Annotated in this window: 22 protein-coding genes; 6 read left to right on the plus strand and 16 right to left on the minus strand. The window is 42.6% G+C overall.

Annotated features, from left to right (window positions below; all coding sequences use genetic code 11):
- Positions 1-304 precede the first annotated feature (304 nt).
- A complete protein-coding gene (locus tag QFZ78_RS13460) occupies positions 305-520 on the minus strand; it encodes a helix-turn-helix domain-containing protein (protein ID WP_216625547.1) in 216 nt (71 codons plus the stop codon).
- A gap of 206 nt (positions 521-726) precedes the next feature.
- Here QFZ78_RS13460 and QFZ78_RS13465 point away from each other — a divergent pair, with 206 nt between their 5' ends.
- A complete protein-coding gene (locus QFZ78_RS13465; protein WP_307548165.1) occupies positions 727-1,116 on the plus strand; it encodes a helix-turn-helix domain-containing protein in 390 nt (129 codons plus the stop codon).
- A 7-nt stretch (positions 1,117-1,123) separates the two neighbouring features.
- On the opposite strand, the gene QFZ78_RS13470 is transcribed toward QFZ78_RS13465, so the two are convergent.
- From QFZ78_RS13470 to QFZ78_RS13490, 5 genes are all read right to left on the minus strand, one after another.
- Positions 1,124-1,846 carry a metallophosphoesterase family protein gene (locus tag QFZ78_RS13470; protein ID WP_307548167.1) on the minus strand — a complete coding sequence of 241 codons (723 nt, stop codon included), beginning with the start codon at positions 1,844-1,846 and terminating at the stop codon, positions 1,124-1,126.
- Between the two features lie 23 nt (positions 1,847-1,869).
- Complete coding sequence (locus tag QFZ78_RS13475; RefSeq protein WP_307548169.1) at positions 1,870-2,178, minus strand: Dabb family protein; 309 nt, start codon at positions 2,176-2,178, stop codon at positions 1,870-1,872.
- A gap of 29 nt (positions 2,179-2,207) precedes the next feature.
- Positions 2,208-2,897, minus strand: coding sequence for a metal-dependent hydrolase (locus QFZ78_RS13480; RefSeq protein WP_307548171.1), 690 nt, complete (start codon positions 2,895-2,897; stop codon positions 2,208-2,210).
- 93 nt (positions 2,898-2,990) lie between these two features.
- Positions 2,991-3,896 (minus strand): ATP-dependent DNA ligase, encoded by a 906-nt coding sequence (locus QFZ78_RS13485; RefSeq protein WP_307548173.1) that lies wholly within the window; start codon positions 3,894-3,896, stop codon positions 2,991-2,993.
- 75 nt (positions 3,897-3,971) lie between these two features.
- Positions 3,972-5,078 carry a threonine aldolase family protein gene (locus tag QFZ78_RS13490; protein WP_307548175.1) on the minus strand — a complete coding sequence of 369 codons (1,107 nt, stop codon included), beginning with the start codon at positions 5,076-5,078 and terminating at the stop codon, positions 3,972-3,974.
- A gap of 88 nt (positions 5,079-5,166) precedes the next feature.
- Between QFZ78_RS13490 and QFZ78_RS13495 the strand changes: the two genes are divergently transcribed.
- Together QFZ78_RS13495 and QFZ78_RS13500 are read left to right on the plus strand one after the other, a co-directional pair.
- Positions 5,167-5,460, plus strand: coding sequence for a Rieske (2Fe-2S) protein (locus QFZ78_RS13495; protein WP_307548177.1), 294 nt, complete (start codon positions 5,167-5,169; stop codon positions 5,458-5,460).
- A 76-nt stretch (positions 5,461-5,536) separates the two neighbouring features.
- The gene (locus tag QFZ78_RS13500) at positions 5,537-6,934 is read left to right on the plus strand and encodes an amino acid permease (protein ID WP_307548179.1); all 1,398 of its coding nucleotides are present in this window, start codon (positions 5,537-5,539) and stop codon (positions 6,932-6,934) included.
- Positions 6,935-6,936: 2 nt separating this feature from the next.
- Here the strand turns inward: QFZ78_RS13500 and QFZ78_RS13505 are convergent, their stop codons facing one another.
- Positions 6,937-7,563, minus strand: a complete 627-nt coding sequence (locus tag QFZ78_RS13505) for a LysE family transporter (RefSeq protein WP_307548181.1) — start codon at positions 7,561-7,563, stop codon at positions 6,937-6,939.
- A gap of 160 nt (positions 7,564-7,723) precedes the next feature.
- Here QFZ78_RS13505 and QFZ78_RS13510 point away from each other — a divergent pair, with 160 nt between their 5' ends.
- A complete protein-coding gene (locus tag QFZ78_RS13510; protein ID WP_307548183.1) occupies positions 7,724-8,488 on the plus strand; it encodes a MerR family transcriptional regulator in 765 nt (254 codons plus the stop codon).
- A gap of 179 nt (positions 8,489-8,667) precedes the next feature.
- On the opposite strand, the gene QFZ78_RS13515 is transcribed toward QFZ78_RS13510, so the two are convergent.
- Positions 8,668-10,035, minus strand: coding sequence for an MATE family efflux transporter (locus QFZ78_RS13515; protein WP_307555659.1), 1,368 nt, complete (start codon positions 10,033-10,035; stop codon positions 8,668-8,670).
- A 194-nt stretch (positions 10,036-10,229) separates the two neighbouring features.
- Between QFZ78_RS13515 and QFZ78_RS13520 the strand changes: the two genes are divergently transcribed.
- Positions 10,230-10,352 carry a hypothetical protein gene (locus tag QFZ78_RS13520; RefSeq protein WP_307548185.1) on the plus strand — a complete coding sequence of 41 codons (123 nt, stop codon included), beginning with the start codon at positions 10,230-10,232 and terminating at the stop codon, positions 10,350-10,352.
- Positions 10,353-10,412: 60 nt separating this feature from the next.
- Here the strand turns inward: QFZ78_RS13520 and QFZ78_RS13525 are convergent, their stop codons facing one another.
- A complete protein-coding gene (locus tag QFZ78_RS13525) occupies positions 10,413-11,432 on the minus strand; it encodes a Gfo/Idh/MocA family protein (protein WP_307548187.1) in 1,020 nt (339 codons plus the stop codon).
- A gap of 5 nt (positions 11,433-11,437) precedes the next feature.
- Positions 11,438-12,280: a sugar phosphate isomerase/epimerase family protein gene (locus QFZ78_RS13530; protein WP_307548189.1), complete on the minus strand. Its 843-nt coding sequence runs from the start codon at positions 12,278-12,280 to the stop codon at positions 11,438-11,440.
- A gap of 159 nt (positions 12,281-12,439) precedes the next feature.
- Between QFZ78_RS13530 and QFZ78_RS13535 the strand changes: the two genes are divergently transcribed.
- Complete coding sequence (locus QFZ78_RS13535; RefSeq protein WP_307548191.1) at positions 12,440-13,339, plus strand: AraC family transcriptional regulator; 900 nt, start codon at positions 12,440-12,442, stop codon at positions 13,337-13,339.
- Positions 13,340-13,447: 108 nt separating this feature from the next.
- On the opposite strand, the gene QFZ78_RS13540 is transcribed toward QFZ78_RS13535, so the two are convergent.
- The 6 genes from QFZ78_RS13540 to QFZ78_RS13565 form a co-directional block, all read right to left on the minus strand.
- Positions 13,448-15,160 carry a hypothetical protein gene (locus tag QFZ78_RS13540; protein ID WP_307548193.1) on the minus strand — a complete coding sequence of 571 codons (1,713 nt, stop codon included), beginning with the start codon at positions 15,158-15,160 and terminating at the stop codon, positions 13,448-13,450.
- A 36-nt stretch (positions 15,161-15,196) separates the two neighbouring features.
- On the minus strand, positions 15,197-16,495 hold the full coding sequence (locus QFZ78_RS13545; protein ID WP_307548195.1) for an efflux RND transporter periplasmic adaptor subunit: 1,299 nt from the start codon (positions 16,493-16,495) through the stop codon (positions 15,197-15,199).
- Positions 16,496-16,507: 12 nt separating this feature from the next.
- Positions 16,508-19,612 carry an efflux RND transporter permease subunit gene (locus QFZ78_RS13550; RefSeq protein WP_307548197.1) on the minus strand — a complete coding sequence of 1,035 codons (3,105 nt, stop codon included), beginning with the start codon at positions 19,610-19,612 and terminating at the stop codon, positions 16,508-16,510.
- 249 nt (positions 19,613-19,861) lie between these two features.
- The gene (locus tag QFZ78_RS13555) at positions 19,862-20,230 is read right to left on the minus strand and encodes a sensor histidine kinase (RefSeq protein ID WP_307548199.1); all 369 of its coding nucleotides are present in this window, start codon (positions 20,228-20,230) and stop codon (positions 19,862-19,864) included.
- Positions 20,227-21,261, minus strand: a complete 1,035-nt coding sequence (locus QFZ78_RS13560) for a sensor histidine kinase (protein ID WP_307548201.1) — start codon at positions 21,259-21,261, stop codon at positions 20,227-20,229. The genes QFZ78_RS13555 and QFZ78_RS13560 overlap by 4 nt, the downstream gene beginning before the upstream one ends.
- Positions 21,258-21,935, minus strand: a complete 678-nt coding sequence (locus QFZ78_RS13565; protein WP_307548203.1) for a response regulator transcription factor — start codon at positions 21,933-21,935, stop codon at positions 21,258-21,260. Before QFZ78_RS13565 ends, QFZ78_RS13560 begins: the two co-directional genes overlap by 4 nt.
- Between the last annotated feature and the right edge of the window lie 15 nt (positions 21,936-21,950).

Below are 21,950 nucleotides of genomic sequence, written 5' to 3' on the forward strand. Positions count from 1 at the left end.
TTATGATTCAGGTATAACCACTGAGGAGGAATAATGAATGAGAATGGAGCAAGGAATCAAAAGTTTTGCCCTAGTAGGTGCTATCGGAGCCTGTGTGTTCGCGACCGTACCACTATGGTTAGTTCGCATTGAATTTATCTCTCCATGTTGACCATCAAGTTCCTTAATTGCCCCACACAAAAGTGAACACCCGCTAACGAACTTTATTTTCCACTAACAATCTTGATCACTAAAAAAAGAGGACCCACAGCAACATACTGCGGGTCTTCGTTTACATACATCTTCACAATCATTTCAATCCAGACTACATCTCAATCAGAAACAATTCTTCCAAATCCTTATCTAACAAATCACTCAATTTCTTAGCTGTGGATGGGCCCACTGATTTAATAGATCGCTCAAGCAGACTGATATAAGCATGACTTAAACCCGAGTGCTTCGCCAACTCTCTCTGGGAGTAACCTTTAATGACTCTCGCTTTAATAAAAACATCGGTCTTCGCCAAGATCTTTATATTCATTCTGCTGCATAGACCCCCGTTCTCATTTTGTTCCCCTCACGAACATTATACCATTGATTTTTACTTATGCAACCATTTTTGTTTACATAAGTAACCAAATGTGGATCTATTTTATCCGTTACTCCAATTGTAATTACTTTAGTAAACTGCTACTATTATATCGTTTACTAATGTTTACTTTTGTAAGTGAGGGTGAGTGAGAGTCTATGTATTTCTACGATAAATTAAAAGATATGCGCAAATTAAAAGGCTTCACCATCCGTGAGCTTGCCGACCGTTCAGGAGTCTCAGCAGCTTATATTTCCCAACTAGAGAACGGGAATCGCGGCATACCTTCACCGGAAGTATTAATGAAGCTGTCAGAAGGGCTTAACACTTCCTACTCTGAACTTATGGATATCGCTGGGTATCTGGAGTCTTCTCCCTCTGAACAACATTTTCAAAGCAATCCCGTTAATTTGCGACGTTTTCTCCGAGAGAATGAGCTCATGTTTGATGGTTTTGTACTTACGACCGAAGATAAAGAATGGGTAGAGCGTATGCTAACCGTCTTATTTTGGAAAGATCGTCAAATGAATACATCCGACGGTCAATGATTCTTTCTTATTTCACAAGACCGTTTCGAACAATTCTTGTCATCATTTCTGCGTTTGGATACTGAGCTTCTTCATATTGCTTGACCACGTCTTCAATCCGATATGGAACACGTTCAATTGAGGTTCGGATTTGTCCATTTTCAATTTCTACAATGGCATAGGCAGCTTTAGGCATACCGTCAAAAGGCAGACCTACACTTCCGATATTCAACAGTATTTTACCTTCCATATAACGAATAAAAGGCCTGTGGATATGAGCATAAATGAATATATCCGCATCAGAAGCGGACATTAACTTCGACTTCAGCACCTCATCGCCAGCACCTGGAAGAACAATTTCGAACAAGCTTTCTGGCGTCGCATGGAACGCATGAATAGAGATCCCCTCTATCTCAAGCTTCATTTCAGTCGGCAGACTCGCCAGATATTCGATATCCTGCTTGTCCAATTGCGCAACCGTCCACTCCCGTTCCATCTTCATCATTTCAATGACCTGTTCCGGGACTTCTCCTTGATTTACGCCGCGCACAACCCATTCATCAGCGTTTCCTTTAATAACCTGAGTGTTTAAAGATCGGATCAAGGCAAGAGATCGTTTGGGATCTGGTCCACGGTAGCAAAGATCGCCAAGCACATAAATACGGTCTATCTCTTTCTTAGTTATATCTTCTAAAACGGCTTCGAGAGCGATTGAATTCCCATGTATATCCGAAATAAAGGCTAATTTCACTCGGTTTTCCCCCTGTTTATCACTCACTTCACGATTGGGTAGTCAATCACTATGACATTCTCGATAATTCCCTCTAAAGATTTCACGAATTGCTGGTGCAAAGGATGTGGTCCGTATTGTCGTAAAGATTCTTGATCTTGAAAAGTCACACGAAGCCCTAATGTGTATCCTTGCACTTGCTCTGTTTCTTCTGTCACATTTATACCGGCAGATAAATCGACGATCCCAGGGATATTATTTTTAAAAGACAATATGGTTTCAAGCAATTCCTTTTCCTTCTGTGGATCTAAGTTCTCATTAAATTTGAACGAAACCAGGTGCTCGAACATCATGGCTAAAAAAGCCTCCTCTAGGATTAATTTTAGATTGTTAGACTTTGACCAGGTTCTATGACAACACCCTTAATCCCCTCAGAAGCCAGACTATCAACAAAAGCCTTCGGATCCTGCTTAATGAGAGGAAAAGTATTGTAGTGCATGGGAACGACCATTTTTGCTTGTAAGAACTGTGCAGCGGTAACAGCGTCGTGTGGGCCCATGGTATAGTTGTCGCCAATTGGAAGGAAGGCAAGATCAATAGCATTTAATTTGCCCAACAATTGCATATCTCCAAAAAGGCCCGTGTCCCCTGCGTGGTATATCGTTTTCCCCTCTGCCGTAATGAGAAAACCACTAGCCATCCCTGTATAAATATTTTCTTTAGTTCCGGGCGGGTTATAAGAAGAATCGTGCAGCGCCAGCGTCATTTTCACTTTACCAAAGGGAAACTCATATTCTCCGCCGATCCCCATTCCATGGGTTTGTGCACCTTGGAATGACAAGTACCTTCCCAAATCATTGGGTGCGATAATGGTGGCTTGATTGCGCTTTGCAATCTCTAGTGAATCACCTAAATGATCAGCATGACCATGTGTGACAAGTATGTAATCGGCCTTAATATCTTCCGGTTTCGTAACGGCTAGAGGGTTATGGTTCAAAAAGGGATCTATGATGAGCGTATGCTCCTTTAATCGAATCTCAACACAGCTTTGTCCATGAAAAATAATGTCCATTATAATCGCTCCTTTGTAATTAACTGATTTAAATTAAGTGTTCTTGATTGGACCTGAGCCTATTTTAGCATACTTTATTTACCACTTGTTTCTTTAAGATTCCCATTTACATTCCTCAGGCTTCTTATCCGGCAAAAAACCACGAAATATTGTAGTCCTTAGTTGATGCGTGTCTGTTCGTTCCAAATATTCGATCCGGCAGCACAAGCGAGGTTCGATCCACTGCGTTTTCTCATCCCTGACCGTGTTCAATTGCTTAACTATTACTAAAAACATTTGCTTATCTTCTGATAGAAAACCAAACTCAACCACACCAACAGGTTTATTCTTCACCGTTCTGAAATTCAAGCCGATAACAAGGCCAAAAGGATTCGTTCTGTAGCCCAAAATAACAACGTCAATCGACTTAAAGTATTTCATTTTCAACCAATCGTCACTTCTGGTATCCAGTTGGTATTTGGAATTCTTTCGCTTCGCTACAATGCCTTCCATATTTCGTTCTTTCATTAACTCAAACAGCGCCTTACCTTGTCCTCCTACGAACATGGTAGGCATAATAACGGGTGTAGAATCGACGATGTCGCCAAGCCGCTGCTTTCGCTGCGTTAACGATTCATCCAAATGAGCTCTATCTGTGTAAAGGACATCAAATACAACAAATGTTACGGGATGTGTGTTAAGAGCGCGATTAATCCTAGCAGAATTACTCAACCGGCCACGATAAGAGAAATCATCAAATACGGGTCTGCCACCACGTAAAACAATTCCCTCACAGTCAAAAATCGCCGTATGAGCCTTGATTGCCGCTGCTGCTTCCTTTAATTCCGGAAATTTGCTTGAAATCAGCATACCATTACGTGTGAAAGCTTCAACACGATTCCCCTGCTTATGTATGAGGATTCGCCACCCGTCCCATTTGGGTTCAAATATATAATTCTCGTCATCAAAGGCTTCTTTACCGATACTGACATTCATTGGCTTTATTGGCGCAAAGAGCATTTCTAACCACCCCATAACACCAGTGTGGCTCTTTCGTATCCGATCTAAACAGCTTTCATGGGTTCGGGTTATCTATCAGCCGCTCACACCGGTTGCTTCTCTCATTTTCACATCCAGCCGCTGGAATGTTTTCCTAAGCTCATCTTTGGGTATATTCGCAAAGCGATCACCAATCGTTACTTCATAACAACTAGTTATCTCGCTGCTCTCTCTTACATAGTGCGTTAAGCCCATTCCCGTCTCCTCGTACAAGGCTACTAATATAGGTTCAAGCTTCTCTTTCGGCAGATCAACATGCACATGAAACATGTTAGTCACTGGTTCTAACGGTTTTGTCACAACGCCATGGCATTGATTATAGTATCCAGCAAGCACTTTGGCTTCTTCATAATACTGATTCATTTTAGGCAATCTCCGTTTGAAATAATAGCCGCTACTTAGGATATACGGATAAAGGCTAATTAAATCGCCTCCGTATCGTCTTTTCCATACTTTGGACTCTTTTGTAAAAGCTTCATTGCCTGCAAGTATGGCTCCTGCGATCCCGCCAATCCCTTTGTAAAAAGAAATATACACACTATCAAAAAGCTCACAAATTTCTGCTGCTGTTTTTTGATAATAGGGGAGGATCTCGTACAATCTGGCTCCATCTAGATGCAGTTTAATCCCTTTTTCCCGACAATAAGTACAAATGGCAACAAGCTCCTCGTAATCCGGCAGCTGTCCGCCAATTTCACGTTGAGGTAATTCTACCAATAGACAAGCTATATCGTCCTTCATATGAAGAACATCTTCTAGTCGGATCAATCTGTCTTTATCCCCAAGCAAAATAGTTTCAATTTGATGCAATTCTTTTAAACCATCTTCTTCATGTATTTCCAAATGACTTAACGGATGATAAGCCACTTTCTTAATGCCTTTCCTGTCACACCAGATTCTTAAGGCAATTTGTTGTGCCATGGTTCCACTAGGGAAAAATACGGCTGTTTCTTTACCTAAGAATGTTGCCATTTCTTCTTGAAAATTTTCGATAATTTGACCTGAACCATAACTATCACTGTCCAGATTCCCATCCAACTCATTGAATGCTTCTTTCAAAATTTGAATGTTTCTTTTACTATGGCTGCCTACTGGATAACTAGCTTGATTAAATGCCTCTAATAATGGGTTATTCTTGCTCATTTTTATATACTCCTTTGTCACTTTTTCATTTGGTGAAATAATAGCCGTGACTTATAATCAATCTAACCTGGTTGAAAAGGAGAACAACATGAAAGAAATCAAAATCGGAACAAAAGATCAATTCACATCATTTCCGGCAGAGGTTGAAGTCGAGGATAACCTATATTTCCTAACGGAGATGGAAGGTATTTATACCCTACTATCTAGTGTTTGCCCTCATGCCGGTTACACCGTTGACCTTGAAGATGGAGAACTCGTGTGTCCGCTGCATGGATGGACGTTTGAAGTACATACGGGTCGTTGCCATAATGTGCCAAGTGCTAGACTCCACTCGTATGAGGTCATCCTAAGAGACAGCACTCTTTTAGTTCAGATGGGTTAATTTCTAAGTATATTTTACCAATGGATAAGCTATACTAACAGCTGTTATTTCTAGACGAACGGCATTAGGAGGCTATATGTCCACAAAAGCAAAGAGTGATAAGTCAGGACAGATGAAGTGGTGGCAGCTATCTTTGCTTGGAGTTGCCTGCACGATTGGTACGGGTTATTTCTTAGGCTCTGGGATTGGTATCAAAATGGGCGGTGGATCCGTCATTTTCATGTTCATTCTGGCAGCCATAGGCACTTATATTGTCTTTGATGTCTTGGCCCGAATGACGGGAGCGGATCCACAGCAAGGATCTTTTAGGGCATATGCCAAAAAAGCATATGGGCGCTGGGCAGGCTTCAGCAGCGGATGGGTCTATTGGAGCTCAGAGCTCTTAATTATGGGAAGTCAGTTAACAGCTTTGTCCCTCTTTACCCGATTCTGGTTTCCAGCGGTACCTATGTGGATTTTTGCAACGGTTTACGCCTTGATTGGACTGGGTGTTATCTTACTCGGGACAAAAGCATTCGAGCGCACAGAGCATGTTTTTGCCATTATCAAAGTATCAGCTATCGTTATGTTTCTCCTTATAGCAGGCGCTGCTGTCTTTGGATTTATTACAGGTGGAGCTCATCAACCGAGATTCCGGGCGACCACAGAAACCTTTTTGCCAGCTGGGTTAATGGGCTCTTGGTCCTCTTTTATTTATGCTTTTTACGCCTTTGGCGGTATTGAAATCATGGGCTTAATGGCCACACGATTGAAACGGCCCGAAGAGGCACCTAAAGCAGGAAACATCATGATCCTTCTTTTAACGACGATCTATATCGCATCTCTTATTCTTGCTTTAACCTTGATCCCCTTGAATGCCTTACAGGGAAAGGAAAGCCCATTTCAGGTTGCTTTGGGTAGTTATAATCTGCCTTTTGTCCCTCATGCGTTTAACGCTATCCTAATTATTGCTGGATTCTCTACAATGGTGGCTTCTTTATTTGCGGTGACAACTATCCTTATCACTTTAGCCAAAGATCATGATGCCCCCTCAATCTTTGCCAAAAAAACATCAGGGAAAAGAAAAATGCCTTTATTCGCCATCGGTTTTACGACTGGAGGTATAGCTGTAGCGGTATTGATGGCTCTCTTGCTGCCTGAGGAGCTCTATGAATATGTAACAACAGCAGCAGGGATTATGCTGCTCTTGAACTGGCTCTTCATCCTACTATCATCAGGACGCTTACTACAACTATCCGTTTGGGGAAAGATTAAACGATATCTGGGCATGGCTCTAATCCTTACCGCGATCACGGGTACAGTCTTTCATGAAACGAGTCGACCAGGATTCTGGATAAGCCTCTTATTTGTCGTGATTATAGGCTTGGTTACATGGGGCATGAGCTTCAAATGGAAAAAGAACGTTCACGCAGCATCTTATAAAGCGAAAGAGCTGCCAAATCCTAAACATAATAATCGTGAAGGAGCGACCTAACGTTATCCAAAGAGGGCATGGAAGGCCTTAATCCCAAAATGTAACCCAAAGCCGATCAGGGATAGTCCTGACGCGATAGATATGACAGAAAGAGCGCGAGTCGTGAGAAATCTTCGAAACGTACTGGCTAACGAAGCCATAAAAACATCCCACATACAAATACCAGTGAACATAACTCCCGTATATAATAATACGTGGTTTCTATCGAATTCAGCAATTGTTTCCGCTAAAACCGACCCATAGATACCAAGCCAAAAGAGTATGGACAAGGGACTTGTTATAGACATGAAAAAACCGGAGAAAAACGATTTCGAAAGCGTAACTTCGTTTCTATAAGCTTCTTCTTTTATTTTCCCCGCATCAATCAAACTTTCGATACCCGAGTAGAGTAAAATAAAGCAGCCAAATAACCAAAGAAACGTTTTCATAAAAGGCGTTGTTAGAAAATGTACAAGTCCGAAGTAAATGAGGATCATTAACAATGCATCAGCTATCAGTGCTCCAATACCCACTACCCAAGCATGAAAAAAACCTTTCTTAATTCCTCTGTCTAATACAGCTGCATTAATAGGACCAATAGGTGCAGCCAGCGATAAACCCAGAAGAAAAAAACTAAGAATCGTATACAACTAAATCACCCATTCATTAATTGATATGTACATGCTTCAAGGCTCGTATCATCCTATTCCTAGAGTAAGACTTGTATTACTTACAGAATTAAATTTCAAAAAAGCAGTTGACATTCACGCTACGTAAAGCTGTACAGTTATGTTGTCAGGAGGTGAACAGATGGAATACACCGTGCAGCATCTGGGCAAATTGGCTGGGGTTAGCACCAGAACGCTTCGATATTATGATGAGATTGAACTTCTTAAGCCGGCAAGAATCAACTCGTCAGGATATCGAATCTATGGTCAAGCGGAAGTGGATCGATTACAACAAATTCTGTTCTACAGAGAACTAGGGGTAAGTCTGGACAGTATTAAAGAAATAGTTACCGCCCCTTCCTTCAATGGAGCCAATGCCCTGAAAGAACACCATGAACAACTCCTCGACAAAAGAAAACAATTAGATTTACTAATTACAAATGTAGAAAAAACAATTGCCTTAACCGAAGGGAGAATAACCATGACAGATAAAGAGAAATTTGAAGGCTTCAAGCAAAAGATGATCGATGATAACGAGGATAAATACGGGAAAGAAATTCGCGAGAAGTATGGCGATGAAACCGTAGATATATCTATCCAAAAAATCAAAAACATGACACAAGAACAGCAGGACGAGGTAACGCGATTGACGAATGAAGTAATAACTACATTGGCTGAAGCTTTCAAAAATGGGGACCCTGCCAGCGAACTGGCTCAAGCAGCCGCGGATTTGCATAAACAGTGGTTAACCTATTACTGGAACGAGTATAGTAAAGAGGCGCACGCTGGCCTAGCCCAAATGTATGTGGATGACGAACGGTTTAAGGCTTACTATGATGAAAAGCAGCCCGGTACGGCTGAGTTTCTAAGAGATGCCATCCATATCTACACTGGTTTGAAGAAGTAATTCTATTGAACGGGACACTAGCACTATTTCTATTATCTCCGTTAACATCCAGCTCTTTTTAGAAGAAACTGAATATACTAGTATTGCACCAGTCACCAGCAGCGACCGTGCATGTCACTCCAACGAAAGAAGCACAGAACCCTCAAGGGTCCTGTGCTTCTTTACATTCTAATCGCATTCTACTTGGCGATTGTTCCTACATTTGGCTTCACCAGCGCCTTGCTCTGCCATACCCGGCTCTTCCACCTTAGATACATGAATAGACCTCTCACCCATTCATCTACCGCAAATGCGACCCACACGCCAAGCAGTCCCATTTTCATCACAATGCCAAGCCAATACGCAAGCGGCACCGCGATTCCCCACATGGATAGAATCCCCATGAGAACGGGAAATCTCGCATCTCCAGCGGCACGAAGGGAGTTAATGACAACTAGATTGAATGTCCGGCCAGGCTCTAAGAGAATAGAGAGTACTAATATACTCGAACCCATCGCAATAATTTCCGGATTGTCAGTGAATAGCCCTATCAAATCTTTACGGAAAATAGATGCAATTCCCACAACTACAAAAGTCACAAGGAAGCTAATCTTTAAGCTTCGAATTAGCTTATGATAGGCCGCCTTGAATGCTCCAGCACCTACCATATGACCAACAATAATCTCAGTCCCCATGCCTATTGCCATGGCTAACGCCATGAAATAGTTGGTTATATTCATCATGTATACATGAGTGCTCAAAGCCGATTGACCGATAATATTAATAAAACCGACGATCATCATATGCTGAGATTGCCAGGACAGATGCTCGCCGGCTGCAGGTATGCCAATGCTCATGATTTGCTTCACAATACGGTTATCAAATGTGACATAGTGTTTAAGACGAATCGGTACGGGAATACGGCGATATAAGATGACAATCAGAACGATAAGCCCAATAAGACGACTTCCCACAGTGGATACTGCGGCTCCAGTTACTCCCCATTCGGGAAAACCAAGGTTTCCAAAGATAAGAAGAATGTTACCGGCTACATGGATCAGGTTCACTCCCAACGTCACGAACATGACGTCTCTCGTTTGACCATTGGAACGAAGCACAGATGAGATAGCGTAGGACAATGCCTCAATCCATATGAAAGCGCCAATGATGCTTAAATATCTTTTGGCGATCTCCGTCTGCTCTGGCGCCAAATTCATTAGCCGCATCAGCGACTCACCAAAGACAACCAATAAAATGCTAACCAAAATACCAAATATCAAATTTATCGTTATGGCGAGCGCTGAAATGCGGCTGGCTTCTTTGGCCCTGCCGGCACCAAGATTTTGTGCGACTGCTACACTCGTTCCAAGCCCAACGAAGCCAAACATCAATATACAGAAAACAATGATTTCGTTAGCCAAGCCGACCGCTCCGGTCACTTGATCCGAAATACGGCTGAGCATAAACACATCTGCCGTTCCCAGCATCATCCGCAAGACGGAATCAATGAATATCGGCCATGTGACCGCGAATAGACCAAGCTTTTTCCAAGATGCTGTTGACTCCATGTTTTTCAATCCCTAACTCCCTTAAGTTCAAATGCTATTAGTGTAGGATACGGAAGCGATTACAGTCAAATGCTATTAATATCCATCAAATTAAACTTTGTCACGTGATACCTAAAATTGAACTAAACGTGAATAATAACCCTGAGACTGCTCACAATAATGAAGGTTTGAAATATATCTAAGGATGTGGGCTAATGTCGAACAAACAAAAAAATCAATCCAATCAACAAAAAGGTCAAAAAGCAAGTGAAGACAACAAAAACAATAATAACAGCAATAATGGCATTGATGATGCAAATAAACATCCAGGCAATTAATAATCTTACAAAAAACCTTGGAAATCATAATGATTTCCAAGGTTTTTCGTACACACCAAGCTATTTTACCTTAACCCATGCACCACGGTTGTCCGCAGATTCGATTTCAGCCTCAGCAATTTCAATGCTGCCCATCGTACTGGAGGGAGTCGCTACTGCAATACTTTCACCGGAAAGTAACGTCTCAATAAAATATTTAAGTTCGTTATAATAGCCCATTTCCGAGGATAGCTCAGGACTGAAGCCTTTTCCTTCGTTCACATTTACTTGTAAGGAATCACCTTTGAAAACGATATTACCTTTTTCAAAATTAACTCGGAACTGCATGTCGAAGCCATAGTCGCCTTCAAGCGTCCAATCTGCTTGAGCATTGATGACTTTGCCATCTTCATATAGATAATTGGCAGAAACCACATCATATCCACTGCCGGGAACAACATTGCGTGCCAAACACGATACGGATTCTGGCTTACCGAACAGCCAATGTATCATATCAATATCATGAACGTGCATATCTAACAATGCTCCACCGCTTTTCTCCTTCTGTGTAAGCCAAGGTCCCCAGGTCGGAGTAGCTCCCCCGCGGTAGAAATAACCACCCAATGCTTGACCAAACGTCTTCTCTTCAACCACCTGCTTCAGGTATACATAGGCCGGCCAGAATCTCAAGCATTGACCTATCATCAGCTGCTTGCCATTCGCCTCGGCTGCCTGAATCATATCTTTACATTCCGCAGCATTCAGTGCCATCGGTTTTTCACACAAAACATGAAGACCATGATTCAAACATTGAACCGCTATGACTCTGTGCAGATAAGTAGGCAATGCAATATCCACGTAATCAAGCTGTTCCTTCTCAAGCATTTCGGTCACACTTGTATATTTATTGTAGCGACCGAAGTCAATGCCAGATGAACCCGTATCAATGTTGCCGGCAGCCGCGCGACCTTCGAGCTTCTCATTGTCAATATCACATATAGCCACAATCTGAATGGGAACTCCTTCTGACTCCAGGCGAACGTAATTTTCTAGATGAGTCCTACCCATAAAGCCTAATCCAATTAATCCGATTCTCAGCATGTTGATTACTTCCTCCCTAAGATGGCGTCCATTGCACCCGATGTATTATAAATAATCTGTTCGCCATGATGCGTATAACCCGGAATCATTTCGGCAATGACATAATCGTCATACCCGATAGCTTGAAGGGCTTTCATAACCTCTGGATAATTCACATCACCGGCTAGAAGATCAACAAAACCATGCAAACCTCCTGCGGCGCGGCGGTAATCTTTGAAATGCACTTTTTTGATACGTTTATTTAAAATGGAAATCCAATGCTCCGGATATCCGGCATATAAGACATTCCCTACGTCAAAGTAAGCGCCCACATATGGCGAATTGATTTTATCGATAAAGTCTCTCATTTCAAGCGGGGATAGTAAGAATTTATTCCATACGTTTTCTATACCAATGGAAACCTTCAATGATTGTGCAACATTGGAAAGCTCGCTTATGCCTTCCAAAGCGTAGTCATAGGCTTGATCATATGGAACCACTTCAGAATCCGGAATGAAATCAACGCCAACAGCACCTGGCACAACCAATATCGTATCTACACCCAAAATAGCAGCGTTCTCCAATTGTTTCTTGACGATGTCTTTTGCTTTTTGACGCGTTTGTGCATGTCCACTTGTTAAAGAATATGTCCAGTATAATCCACTGGCTAAACTCGAGAGCGCAATGCCCTGATCTTCCGCAATCTTACGGTATTCCTTGATTTCGCTTTCTTTACTTTCCAAGCTTAATTGGCCCGTCTCGTTTAAAGCCAGCTCAATGCCGTCAAATCCGGCTTTCTTAGCAACAGCGATACATTGTTCTACCTTCATGGAGCCTGGAAATGACCACATATTGATCCCTTTTTTCATTGTTATCTCCTCCGTCTCTTCCCTTTATTATAAAAGAGCTACACTCGATAAGATTTATCCAAAAAGCCGATTTATTTGCACTTTTGCAAAAATGGATATGGTAAAATAAGATTAAAAATGAGTTTGGAACAAGAACCACCCTGAGAGAGGACGAGCAGCATGGATTTCCCAAGTATACAACTACAGGAATCACTTACCATTCAAACCCTCTTTTCCTTTCATTACTTCGAGTACGCAAAGGGATTTGTATTTGACGGAGAACAGCATGACTTCTGGGAGATTCTTTACGTGGACAAAGGGGAAGTTGAGATTCGAGCCGATGATCACATTCATACCCTTCATCAGGGAAATATGATCTTTCACAAACCCGAGGAATTCCATACGGTTAGCGTTAAGCATGAGCATACATCGCCAAATCTTATCGTCATATGCTTCGAGTGCACGTCCCCAGCCATGACTATTTTCGAGAAAAAGATTCTGGCATTAGGAAACCGGGAAAGAAATATCCTATCCCTCATTATCCAAGAAGGGTTTCAGGCGTTCCTGCCCCCTTTTGACAAGCCAACCGTTCATCATTTGGAAAGAAATCCGCATGCGCCTTTTGCCAGCGAACAAATGATCAAATCCTATTTAGAGGTTTTGTTAATCACACTCATTCGGAATCAAGAGCAAGCTTCCACGCCAGATTCTATGAAATACAAGCAATCATCCCTTCAAAAAGAAAAAGCCGAACAACGAATCGTTCAGCAAATCATGGAATATTTGAAAGCCAATCTCTCTCAATCCTTCACACAAGACCATTTATGTCAAAAGTTTCACTTGGGCAAAAGCCGATTAAAGGAGCTTTTCCAATCTCAGATGCAGACAGGCGTCTTGGAAGCCTTCAAGTCCCTCAAAATTGAACAAGCCAAAACTTTTATTAGAGATGGCCGTTATAATTTTACTGAGATAGCAGCAATGTTGGGGTACGCCAGCATTCACTATTTTTCAAGAGATTTCAAGAAAACCGTTGGCATGCCGCCATCTGACTATGCAAAGTCCGTTAAAGCTCGTCTGTAGCGATGAACAGTGGCTGTTTCAAACTAACATGGCCTGATAGCCACCACCATAAAAATGAGAAGGCAAGAATAACCTTGCCTTCTCATTTTTTATTTATTCAACTGGCACTTATTTGATGACTTTCAATAAGCGTTTAGCCGTTCCATTCTGCGTTTCGATGGTTTCATACACATTGACAGTGAAAGGATAGCTGAATTGATCAGTTGTAATATTCGTAGCATCCAACAATTGTTTCCCACTGATTAATTTATTTACACCTGTGAAGGAAGCGTCCTTAGAACCGACAACACGTCCGGCGTTATCAACAATTTCAAATTTCAATTTCGAGAAGTTGTTGTCAACCACGACATTTTCTTTTTGTTTAATGTCTAGATCAAGTCGGAACTTGTACGTATAGGTCAATTGAGCAGTCGTCTGTGTGCTTACTGTTACATCATTGAACGTCAGATCAAATGGATATAAGGAGATGGTAGAATCCGTCTCTTCCTTCTGTACATCCGTTTGCAGAGCGGCAATCGTTGTTGTAAAAGGTGCAGCAGCCACTGAATCGAGCAGCTTTAACGAGAAGCTGGTGCTCTCTTCGGTTTGCGGCACAATGTAGGAGTAGCTTACCACGTAGCTTAATCCAGGATTTAGCATCGTCGTTACATTCGTTTGACGGGACCCTTGATAAGTAACACCCTGTGCATTGACCAATTCCGATAGGAAAGCAGGAGTAGCAGTAGGCGTTGTACTTGTATTCGTTAATTTGAACTTAGCTACCGCAGTTTGGTAGCCTTCACCTGGATTCTCATGCAGATGAAGCTCCATAAGCGATACTTCTGTTGATTTACCAACAACTTTGGTCAAAGCATCAAATGTGATCGGCTGACCAATTGTATAAGGTGCTGCAGCAGAATTCCCTTGCTCTTTCGGCCATGCGATAGCTAGTTTACCTGTTGTTAGCGTGGTGGCTTGACCTCCACCTTTGGGTACAAACGTATCCGTCGATAAAACGAGAAGGTTAGACAACGTCACACCATTTTCAACGGGAATCGCAAAATGAATGTATTTCTTTTCGCCGGCCTCCAAAGTCACCGGGTCTACTTCGGAACGATTGCCTTCATAGTTCTTCTGCTCAGACTGAGCGTCCATACGGAAAGCAGGAACTGTTTCCCGCCCAGCTCCAGGATTACTAGCCAATACCGTCACAACAGCCGCGCGGCCTGATGCCGTATTTTGCATAGAAACCTCGACAGGTGAATACGTCAATCCTGAATTAACCCCAGGAATGGTGAATGCTTGACCCCATGCTAAGTTTTCGAGGCTCTGCAAAGCCGTATTTCCCGTACCTCCGTACCACACGGATTTAGTTGGCATAGCTAGCAGTGTTGTTTCCACCTTTGGATAGGAATAGATATCCACATTGACGAAAGATAATTGCTCAATTTGACCAATTTCCTTGCTATCAACGGAAGTCATGTACACAAGCTCGCCGATTTCTTTGGGCTGCAAAGCTTCTTTATTGCTAGCACTTGGTTTCAATGTATACGAAACGCCACTTGCCGTTTGAACACGAAGCTCGTGTTCGGGAACTCTGTTCTGTACGGCGCCTCCGTTATACAATCGAATAGTAACCGCAAGCTGGGAACCTGACGCGGTTGGCGTCACCGCTGCACTTTTAATTGCAGCTCGTATATCAGCTGTCAATCCGTAATTGACAGTTGGTGCAGAGACAATTGGCGTCGTCGAGTCAGCCGCCCATACGGTTGTGCCTCCTTGAACGATCATTGCTCCTAGCATGATGGCTGTCAGACTAGATTTCCATGGTTTGTTTTTCATTTAAGTATTCTCCTTATTGTGAAATTTCGCTGATGTCTATTTGGCTGCTGGTGTTGTTGTTGGTTGCTGCCCCGCGCTAGCAATGTCTACTTTTTGTCCGTCTTTCAAAGTATTCTGTCCGGTAGTAACCAATTGCTCGCCGTCTTTCACGCCTTCGATTACTTCTTGATACTCCCCGTTAATGCGTCCTAATTTCACTTTCCGTTTCTGATATTGGTCACCTTGCTGAACAAAGACAATCGTATCGGACTCTTCACGAATGATGCTTAATGTAGGAATAGCAATCACTTGTTCTTCCGTTTCAGTCGTAAGCTGTACCATAAATCGATTACCAGGCTGCAGCAGATGATCGCTATTTGGAACTTCCAGTTCTAACGTGTACGTTTTTGTTGCAGCACTCATAATAGGTGCCAAGTAGCTAATTTTAGCTGTTCCTTTTTTGTCAGGCGAGTCCGGATTATAGTAAATGAGTTCTTGCTTTCCTTTAACAAGTAGGAAATTCGTTTCCGTAAGCTCCGTTTTGATTTTGATCGGATCAATCTGTTGGACTTGCCCAACTTTCCCTGCCGCGGCAGCTACGGTTTGCCCAACCACTACATTGAAATCGGTAAGAATGCCGTTACCTGGTGCCTTTACTTGATAGTTCTCTAAAGAACGAGTCGCATCTTCTAGTGCTAGACTTGCAGACTCTGCTTGCGTTTGAATAGCCGAAATCGAATCGGAGTTATCAAACGCTGAAAGCTTGCTTTGTGCAGCATCTAGATTCATCTGAGCGCTATCTAGTGCTTGTTTGGATTGATCCACCTGATGCTGAACGGCGATGCCTGCATCATATTCATTACGAATTTTGTTGTATTCCTGGGTAGCATTCTTGAGTGCAGTTTGCGATCTAGTTACATTGTCCAACAGATCTTTGCGGTTATTTACTTTATTATCCTTTGCTTGTTGCAAGGATTCTTGGGCACTTCTTACAGAAAGCTCACTTTTCCTTTTGGCAGATAAGGCATCTTTATTATCAATAACGAAGAGTATTTCCCCCTTCTCAACATACTCTCCTCGTTTTTTCAGCACTTCCGTTACCTCACCGCCCGCTTTCGATACAACATCAAGCGTCGTTCCTGCCGCTACATCAGCAACTTGTTCGATCGGATTGCTAATTTTCTGCTTCTTTATGACATCTGTTTTAATCGCCCTTGGTGCTAACTGCACCGTTGCAGCCCCTTTTGCACCTGGTGCTGAACAGGCTGACACCAAGACCGCTGCTGCGGTCAATAACGCTATCACTCCCATCGAACGGGATTTGATTTTTCGTTTTTGCGAACTATCGTTAATCATCTATGTGCCTCCTTATACCTCTAACATCGTTTTTTCGTTTTCTTTATTACGCTTGGACATACGACCTATACGGCTCTTTATACTTTCAATCAATTCGTACACAATCGGTACGACAACTAATGTCAATAGCGTAGAGGTAATCAGACCACCGATAACGACTACACCCAGTCCTTTACCGATTAATCCACCTTCTCCAGAAATACCGAGCGCTAGAGGAACCAATGCCATAATGGTAGCTCCAGCGGTCATAATAATGGGACGAAGTCTTACTTTCCCCGCTTCAATTAAAGCATGGCGTACCGTGTATCCCTCTTCGCGCAGTTGTTGTGCACGATCAATTAGTACAATCGCATTCGTTACTACGATCCCAATAAGCATGAGGAAACCAATCATAGAGGTTACGGTTAAAGGCTCTCTTGCAATGACAAGTCCTAGAAGGCCCCCAATCACAGCAAGCGGTAGAGAGAACAAGATGGCGAATGGTGCACTTGCGTTCCCAAAGGCCAGGACCATAATCAAGTAAACCACGAATATGGCGGCAGCCATCGCGATGAACAATTGCATAAAGCTTTCATTCACATCATCCGAAACACCGCTAATTTTTGGTGTCACGCCATCAGGCAATTGGATATCATTCATCGCTGCAGCAAGCTTGGCGCTCACACCTGTCTTATCTGCAGAATTGATTTTTGCTGTTACTTTCACAAGTTGCTGCTGTTCCTCACGTGCAAGTGAGGCAGCGCCTTTTGTTTCATTAACCTTAGCTACTTCCTTCAGTAAGACCCTTGAACCATTCGCGCTGGTCAATGGGATATTACCTAGTTTTTCTAGTGTATCTTTGTCTGATTTGTCTAACGATACCGTTGTTGTATAAACGATATTATCGAATTTCATGTCTCCTAGATTTTGCTTTTGAATCCACGCACGTGCAGTATCACGAACGGTCGATGAGCTTAATCCGTATGCTCTCGCTTTCTTCTGATCTACAGCAATTTCTATTTCTGTTTTCGCATCACTCAGGTTATCCTCAACTTCACTAAGCTCAGTGAATGTATTCAACTTTTCTTTAACCAAACCGGCTGCTTTCTCTAATTGAAGCTGATCCTCACCTTGCAAGGTATAGGCAAAATCAGTGGATGAAACACCGAAATCCCCTTCCATGGCTTTAGGCTCTACTTCGGATCCGCTTGGCAGCTCAGAGAGTATATAAGCTTTCATTTCATCTTTCACTTGATTCGGATCTACTTTATCATTCACTTGGACAAAAATTTGCGAAGCATATGGCGTCCGTTCGTCATCGTTGCCAGCATACCCAACTAATGATTCGACGAATTTAAAAACAGGTTCGCCATTGGAATCTTTCGAATCTAACAAGATGGTTTCGATTTCTTTTGTTTTCGCATCTGTTGCCTCAAAAGAGGTTGCGTACGGCATCTTTATCTGAAAATACATCGTTGTCGCAGGCTTCGTACTAGGCAAGAACGAAACCGATAGAAACGGTACCGTCGCCGCAATAGTTACAACAAGCATTAGCCCTGAAATCAACAGTGTTTTAATCCGATTTGTCAAACTCCACGTCAATGCTTTTTCATAGAATGTTGTTAGTTTAGTTGGCTTTGATTCATCATGATGCCCTTTACCCGGCTTACTGCGAAGAACGAGCAATTTAGCGAGCATTGGAATAACCGTCAAAGCTACAATTAAGGAAGATAAAAGTGCACAAGCAATCGTTAATGCAAAGGGTCTAAAGAACCCTCCCACAACACCCGTTACAAGAGCAAGTGGAGCAAAGACCCCTACAGTTGCCAAAGTTGAGGACGTAATAGCCATCGAAACCTGCTTTGTTGCCAAGGCGATAACGGATTCTTTGCGTTCTTGTGCTTTTTCCAATGAGGCATATATATTTTCAATAACAACAATAGAATCATCGACTACACGACCTACTGCGATAAAAATACCACCAAGAGTCATCGTATTAAGTGTTAAGTCTAATGTCGACATCAATAACAATGTGATCAAAATGGAAAGTGGAATGGAGACGAGAACAATGAGTGTCATCCGAATGTTTCTCAGGAAAATGAGAATCATCAAGAAAGCCAATACCGCCCCTACAACTCCTTCACGTACAAGTCCTGTAATGGACTCTTTAATTTGATCTGCACTATCATAAGTATTTTTGAAAGTAATGTTTGGTAGTGTCGTTTCCCACTCATGAATCAGCTTCTCGATGGATCCTGAGAAATCAACCGCATTCGCACTGCCTGCTTTGTATAAAATCATACCAATAGCTGGCTTGCCATCCAATCTACCATTGAAGTCAGATTCCGTTATCGCCTTTACCTTGGAGACTTGATCTAGTGTTACGATATCTCCTTTAGGTGTGGTGATTTCGACCTGTTCCAAATCGTACAAGCTTGATAAATTACCAGTGACACGAGTCATCTTATTGTTGCCGCTAATTTCTACACTACCGATCGGACTCTTCGTCGCGGCGGAATTAATCGCATTGCTCACTAGAGCCGGTGACAATCCATATACATCAAGCGCAGCAGCATCTAGCTCAATATCGAGCGATGTGCTTCTGGCACCAATAACGTCCATATGGTCGATCCCTTTAATTCCTTCAAGACCTGGCTTGATTTTATCTTTAAAAGATTTGTCGAGCTCTGTTTGGCTTACCCCGTCATTGGCAAAAGCGACTAAGTAATTCGAAGGGAATGATGCCGCACCAAAAGTGGAGGCTTTAGGCGCACCTGCCGTTGCTGGAAGAGAAACTTCAGCCAGCATGTCTTGAACGGCCTGTTTTTTCTTATCAATATCTACATTTTGTTTGAAAAGAACGATAATCATGGAGAAATTATCACTCGAAGTTGAAGTAATGGAATCCAGATCTTCAATGTTCGCTAGCTTTTCTTCAATCGGAGCCGTAATTTCATCCATGACATCCTTGGGAGCCCCTGTATAAGTTGTTGTTACAGCAACTACTGGAAAAGAAACGTTTGGCATGTTCTCTACTTTAAGCTGCGTGGATGAATAAAATCCGCCTACAAAAAGCATGATCATGATAATGAATAATGCCGAGACATTCTTCATGGAAAATTGTGTTAATCGATTCATTCCTGTACTCCCCTCATGACAAGCGTAAACTTATTTTCATCAAATGTTTATACGCTAACCATACAGGTTCAATATGAACCCAATATGAACAAAATAAAAAAGAAGGTCACCAATATCTCCGAAATAATCACGGGGATCTATTGGTGACCTGTCTATAAGAAACTTCAAGATTACGTATGTTATGGGTTAAGGCTTGGCAGGGTTACATGCTTTAATAGGAAAAGGACAGCATACACGTATGCTGTCCTCTTATTTTTTAGTTGGATATCTCAGTATCGGTATCGTAACGATAAACAACGTTCCTATATCGATCTCACTCTGCAGTTCAATAGTACCATGGTGTAGCTCAACAATTTTCCGTACAATCGCAAGTCCCAAACCGCTTCCGTCTGTTTCGCGATGTCTGGACGCATCCGCCTTATAAAATCGTTCAAATATCCGTTCTTGATCAGAGGCAGCGATTCCCATTCCACTATCTTGAATGCGAATACGAATCCGGTCATTGAGAGGTTCCAACTGAATTTGTATCTTCCCTCTTGAAGGTGTGAACTTGATTGCGTTCCCAAGAAGATTCATCCATACCTGACTTAATTGGTCTGCATCCGCGGTCACTTTCACTCGAGGAAGCTCCAAGTCAAGCTCCAATTGCTTACTGGACCACTGCGGCCATAGAACACAACAACTCTACGTAATTGTTCATCTAGATCGTATGTGGTTGGGTGAAAAGGATGATGCTCTGATTCCAGAGAGGCCAGCTTTAATAGATTATCACTAAGGCGGGATAATCGCTCACTCTCGCGTTCAATGATTTCCAAGTAGCGTCCACGCTCCGCCTCGTCAATTTCTGAACCCCTAAGAGCCTTCGAAAAGCCTCGGATCGACGTAAGAGGGGACTGGATTTCGTGGGAAACGTTCGAAACAAAATCTTGCCGCATCTGCTCCAACTGCTTCAGTTCGCCAGCCATATGATTAAAACTTTGGGCTAGCTGCCCTAATTCATCCTTTTGTTTCACAGAAACATGCACATTGAAATTGCCTCGAGCTAACCGTTCCGTAGCCAACGTCAACTTCTTTAATGGATTTACCAGATAACGAGATGCGATGAGAATGAGTAAACTGCCGACAATAAGTACGATGAGAAGTACAGTAATGACAGCTGTCTTCACTTGACGACGAGCTACCTCGGAGAAGGTTGGATGAATGAAAAGGGCAAAAGTTTTACCATCAACTTGAAGAGGCAGTCCTACCTTAACCCGATTGAATGGATCTTTGGGCATCCCGTAGTCTAGGCTTTTATAAATGCTGCCATGTAGAACATAGGCCACTTCCGATGCTTCAATAAGAGGATTCCCTTTTTTATCTAAAGTGATCGCCGTCGCCGGCTCTCCGTTTTCGTAAAATAAAGTCAAGACGTAGTTATCATTTAATCGGTTGCTGCCTGCCACAAAAGAATCAAGATTCTTCGGCTGAATTTCTTCACTCAATGTGACTAGCTGCCGGCCTATCGCGAGCATTTCTGCTTGAAATTCCGTGGTAATCAGATTTCTGAAAAAGACCGTTGCCAGCGGAAAGGCGACTGACACACTAACTACAACAATGGCCAGAAATGTCAGCACAACGCGCAGATAAAGCGACTTAATCTTAATCATGTATTCACCTCGAGCCTGTACCCAAGGCCGCGAATGGTCGTAATACGAAATTCTTCCGTTAGTGGTTCGAAACGCTCTCGCAAACGTTTAATATGCACATCAACCGTTCGGTCATCACCTTCATAATCCATACCCCAGATCTGCTCAATAAGCTGCGTACGGGTGAAGATTTGTGCCGGATAACTAGCAAGCTTATAGAGGAGCTCGAATTCTTTTAAGGGAAGCGCCAAGCGTTGATCCTGCAATCGAACCTCAAATGCCGTCCGGTCAATCATCACATTACCGAGTGTGATCGTCTGAGAGGCGTTGATCCGATAACGTTTAAGCAAAGCTTTTACACGCATCACTAACTCCACAGGGTCAAAAGGCTTCACAAGATAGTCGTCCGTGCCAAGCTGAAAACCTTTCACCTTGTGGACTGATTCGCTTTTGGCTGTCACCATAAGGAGGGGCAAATCTGTATATTGCGCTCTTAATTCGCGACAAAGTTCCCAACCGTCCATCAATGGCATCATGATATCCAATACGACTAAATCCGCCGGTGTTGTTTCAAGCATGCTGAGCGCTTCTTGTCCATTGCTTGCCTGCATGACTGTTAAGCCTTCTCTAGCCAAATAAACGCGAATCAACTCTCTGATATCTGCGTCATCATCCACCACCATGATTCTGGTCACGAAACGCTCCGCCTT

This window comes from Paenibacillus sp. V4I5, assembly GCF_030817255.1.
Classification (GTDB): domain Bacteria; phylum Bacillota; class Bacilli; order Paenibacillales; family NBRC-103111; genus Paenibacillus_E.

Bases quoted from the DNA above. Each gene is read 5' to 3' on its own strand.
- QFZ78_RS13460 (WP_216625547.1), bottom strand. From the start codon at position 520: ATGAATATAAAGATCTTGGCGAAGACCGATGTTTTTATTAAAGCGAGA.
- QFZ78_RS13465 (WP_307548165.1), top strand. From the start codon at position 727: ATGTATTTCTACGATAAATTAAAAGATATGCGCAAATTAAAAGGCTTC.
- QFZ78_RS13475 (WP_307548169.1), bottom strand. From the start codon at position 2,178: ATGATGTTCGAGCACCTGGTTTCGTTCAAATTTAATGAGAACTTAGAT.
- QFZ78_RS13480 (WP_307548171.1), bottom strand. From the start codon at position 2,897: ATGGACATTATTTTTCATGGACAAAGCTGTGTTGAGATTCGATTAAAG.
- QFZ78_RS13485 (WP_307548173.1), bottom strand. From the start codon at position 3,896: ATGCTCTTTGCGCCAATAAAGCCAATGAATGTCAGTATCGGTAAAGAA.
- QFZ78_RS13490 (WP_307548175.1), bottom strand. From the start codon at position 5,078: ATGAGCAAGAATAACCCATTATTAGAGGCATTTAATCAAGCTAGTTAT.
- QFZ78_RS13495 (WP_307548177.1), top strand. From the start codon at position 5,167: ATGAAAGAAATCAAAATCGGAACAAAAGATCAATTCACATCATTTCCG.
- QFZ78_RS13500 (WP_307548179.1), top strand. From the start codon at position 5,537: ATGTCCACAAAAGCAAAGAGTGATAAGTCAGGACAGATGAAGTGGTGG.
- QFZ78_RS13510 (WP_307548183.1), top strand. From the start codon at position 7,724: ATGGAATACACCGTGCAGCATCTGGGCAAATTGGCTGGGGTTAGCACC.
- QFZ78_RS13515 (WP_307555659.1), bottom strand. From the start codon at position 10,035: ATGGAGTCAACAGCATCTTGGAAAAAGCTTGGTCTATTCGCGGTCACA.
- QFZ78_RS13520 (WP_307548185.1), top strand. From the start codon at position 10,230: ATGTCGAACAAACAAAAAAATCAATCCAATCAACAAAAAGGTCAAAAA.
- QFZ78_RS13525 (WP_307548187.1), bottom strand. From the start codon at position 11,432: ATGCTGAGAATCGGATTAATTGGATTAGGCTTTATGGGTAGGACTCAT.
- QFZ78_RS13530 (WP_307548189.1), bottom strand. From the start codon at position 12,280: ATGAAAAAAGGGATCAATATGTGGTCATTTCCAGGCTCCATGAAGGTA.
- QFZ78_RS13535 (WP_307548191.1), top strand. From the start codon at position 12,440: ATGGATTTCCCAAGTATACAACTACAGGAATCACTTACCATTCAAACC.
- QFZ78_RS13540 (WP_307548193.1), bottom strand. From the start codon at position 15,160: ATGAAAAACAAACCATGGAAATCTAGTCTGACAGCCATCATGCTAGGA.
- QFZ78_RS13545 (WP_307548195.1), bottom strand. From the start codon at position 16,495: ATGATTAACGATAGTTCGCAAAAACGAAAAATCAAATCCCGTTCGATG.
- QFZ78_RS13550 (WP_307548197.1), bottom strand. From the start codon at position 19,612: ATGAATCGATTAACACAATTTTCCATGAAGAATGTCTCGGCATTATTC.
- QFZ78_RS13560 (WP_307548201.1), bottom strand. From the start codon at position 21,261: ATGATTAAGATTAAGTCGCTTTATCTGCGCGTTGTGCTGACATTTCTG.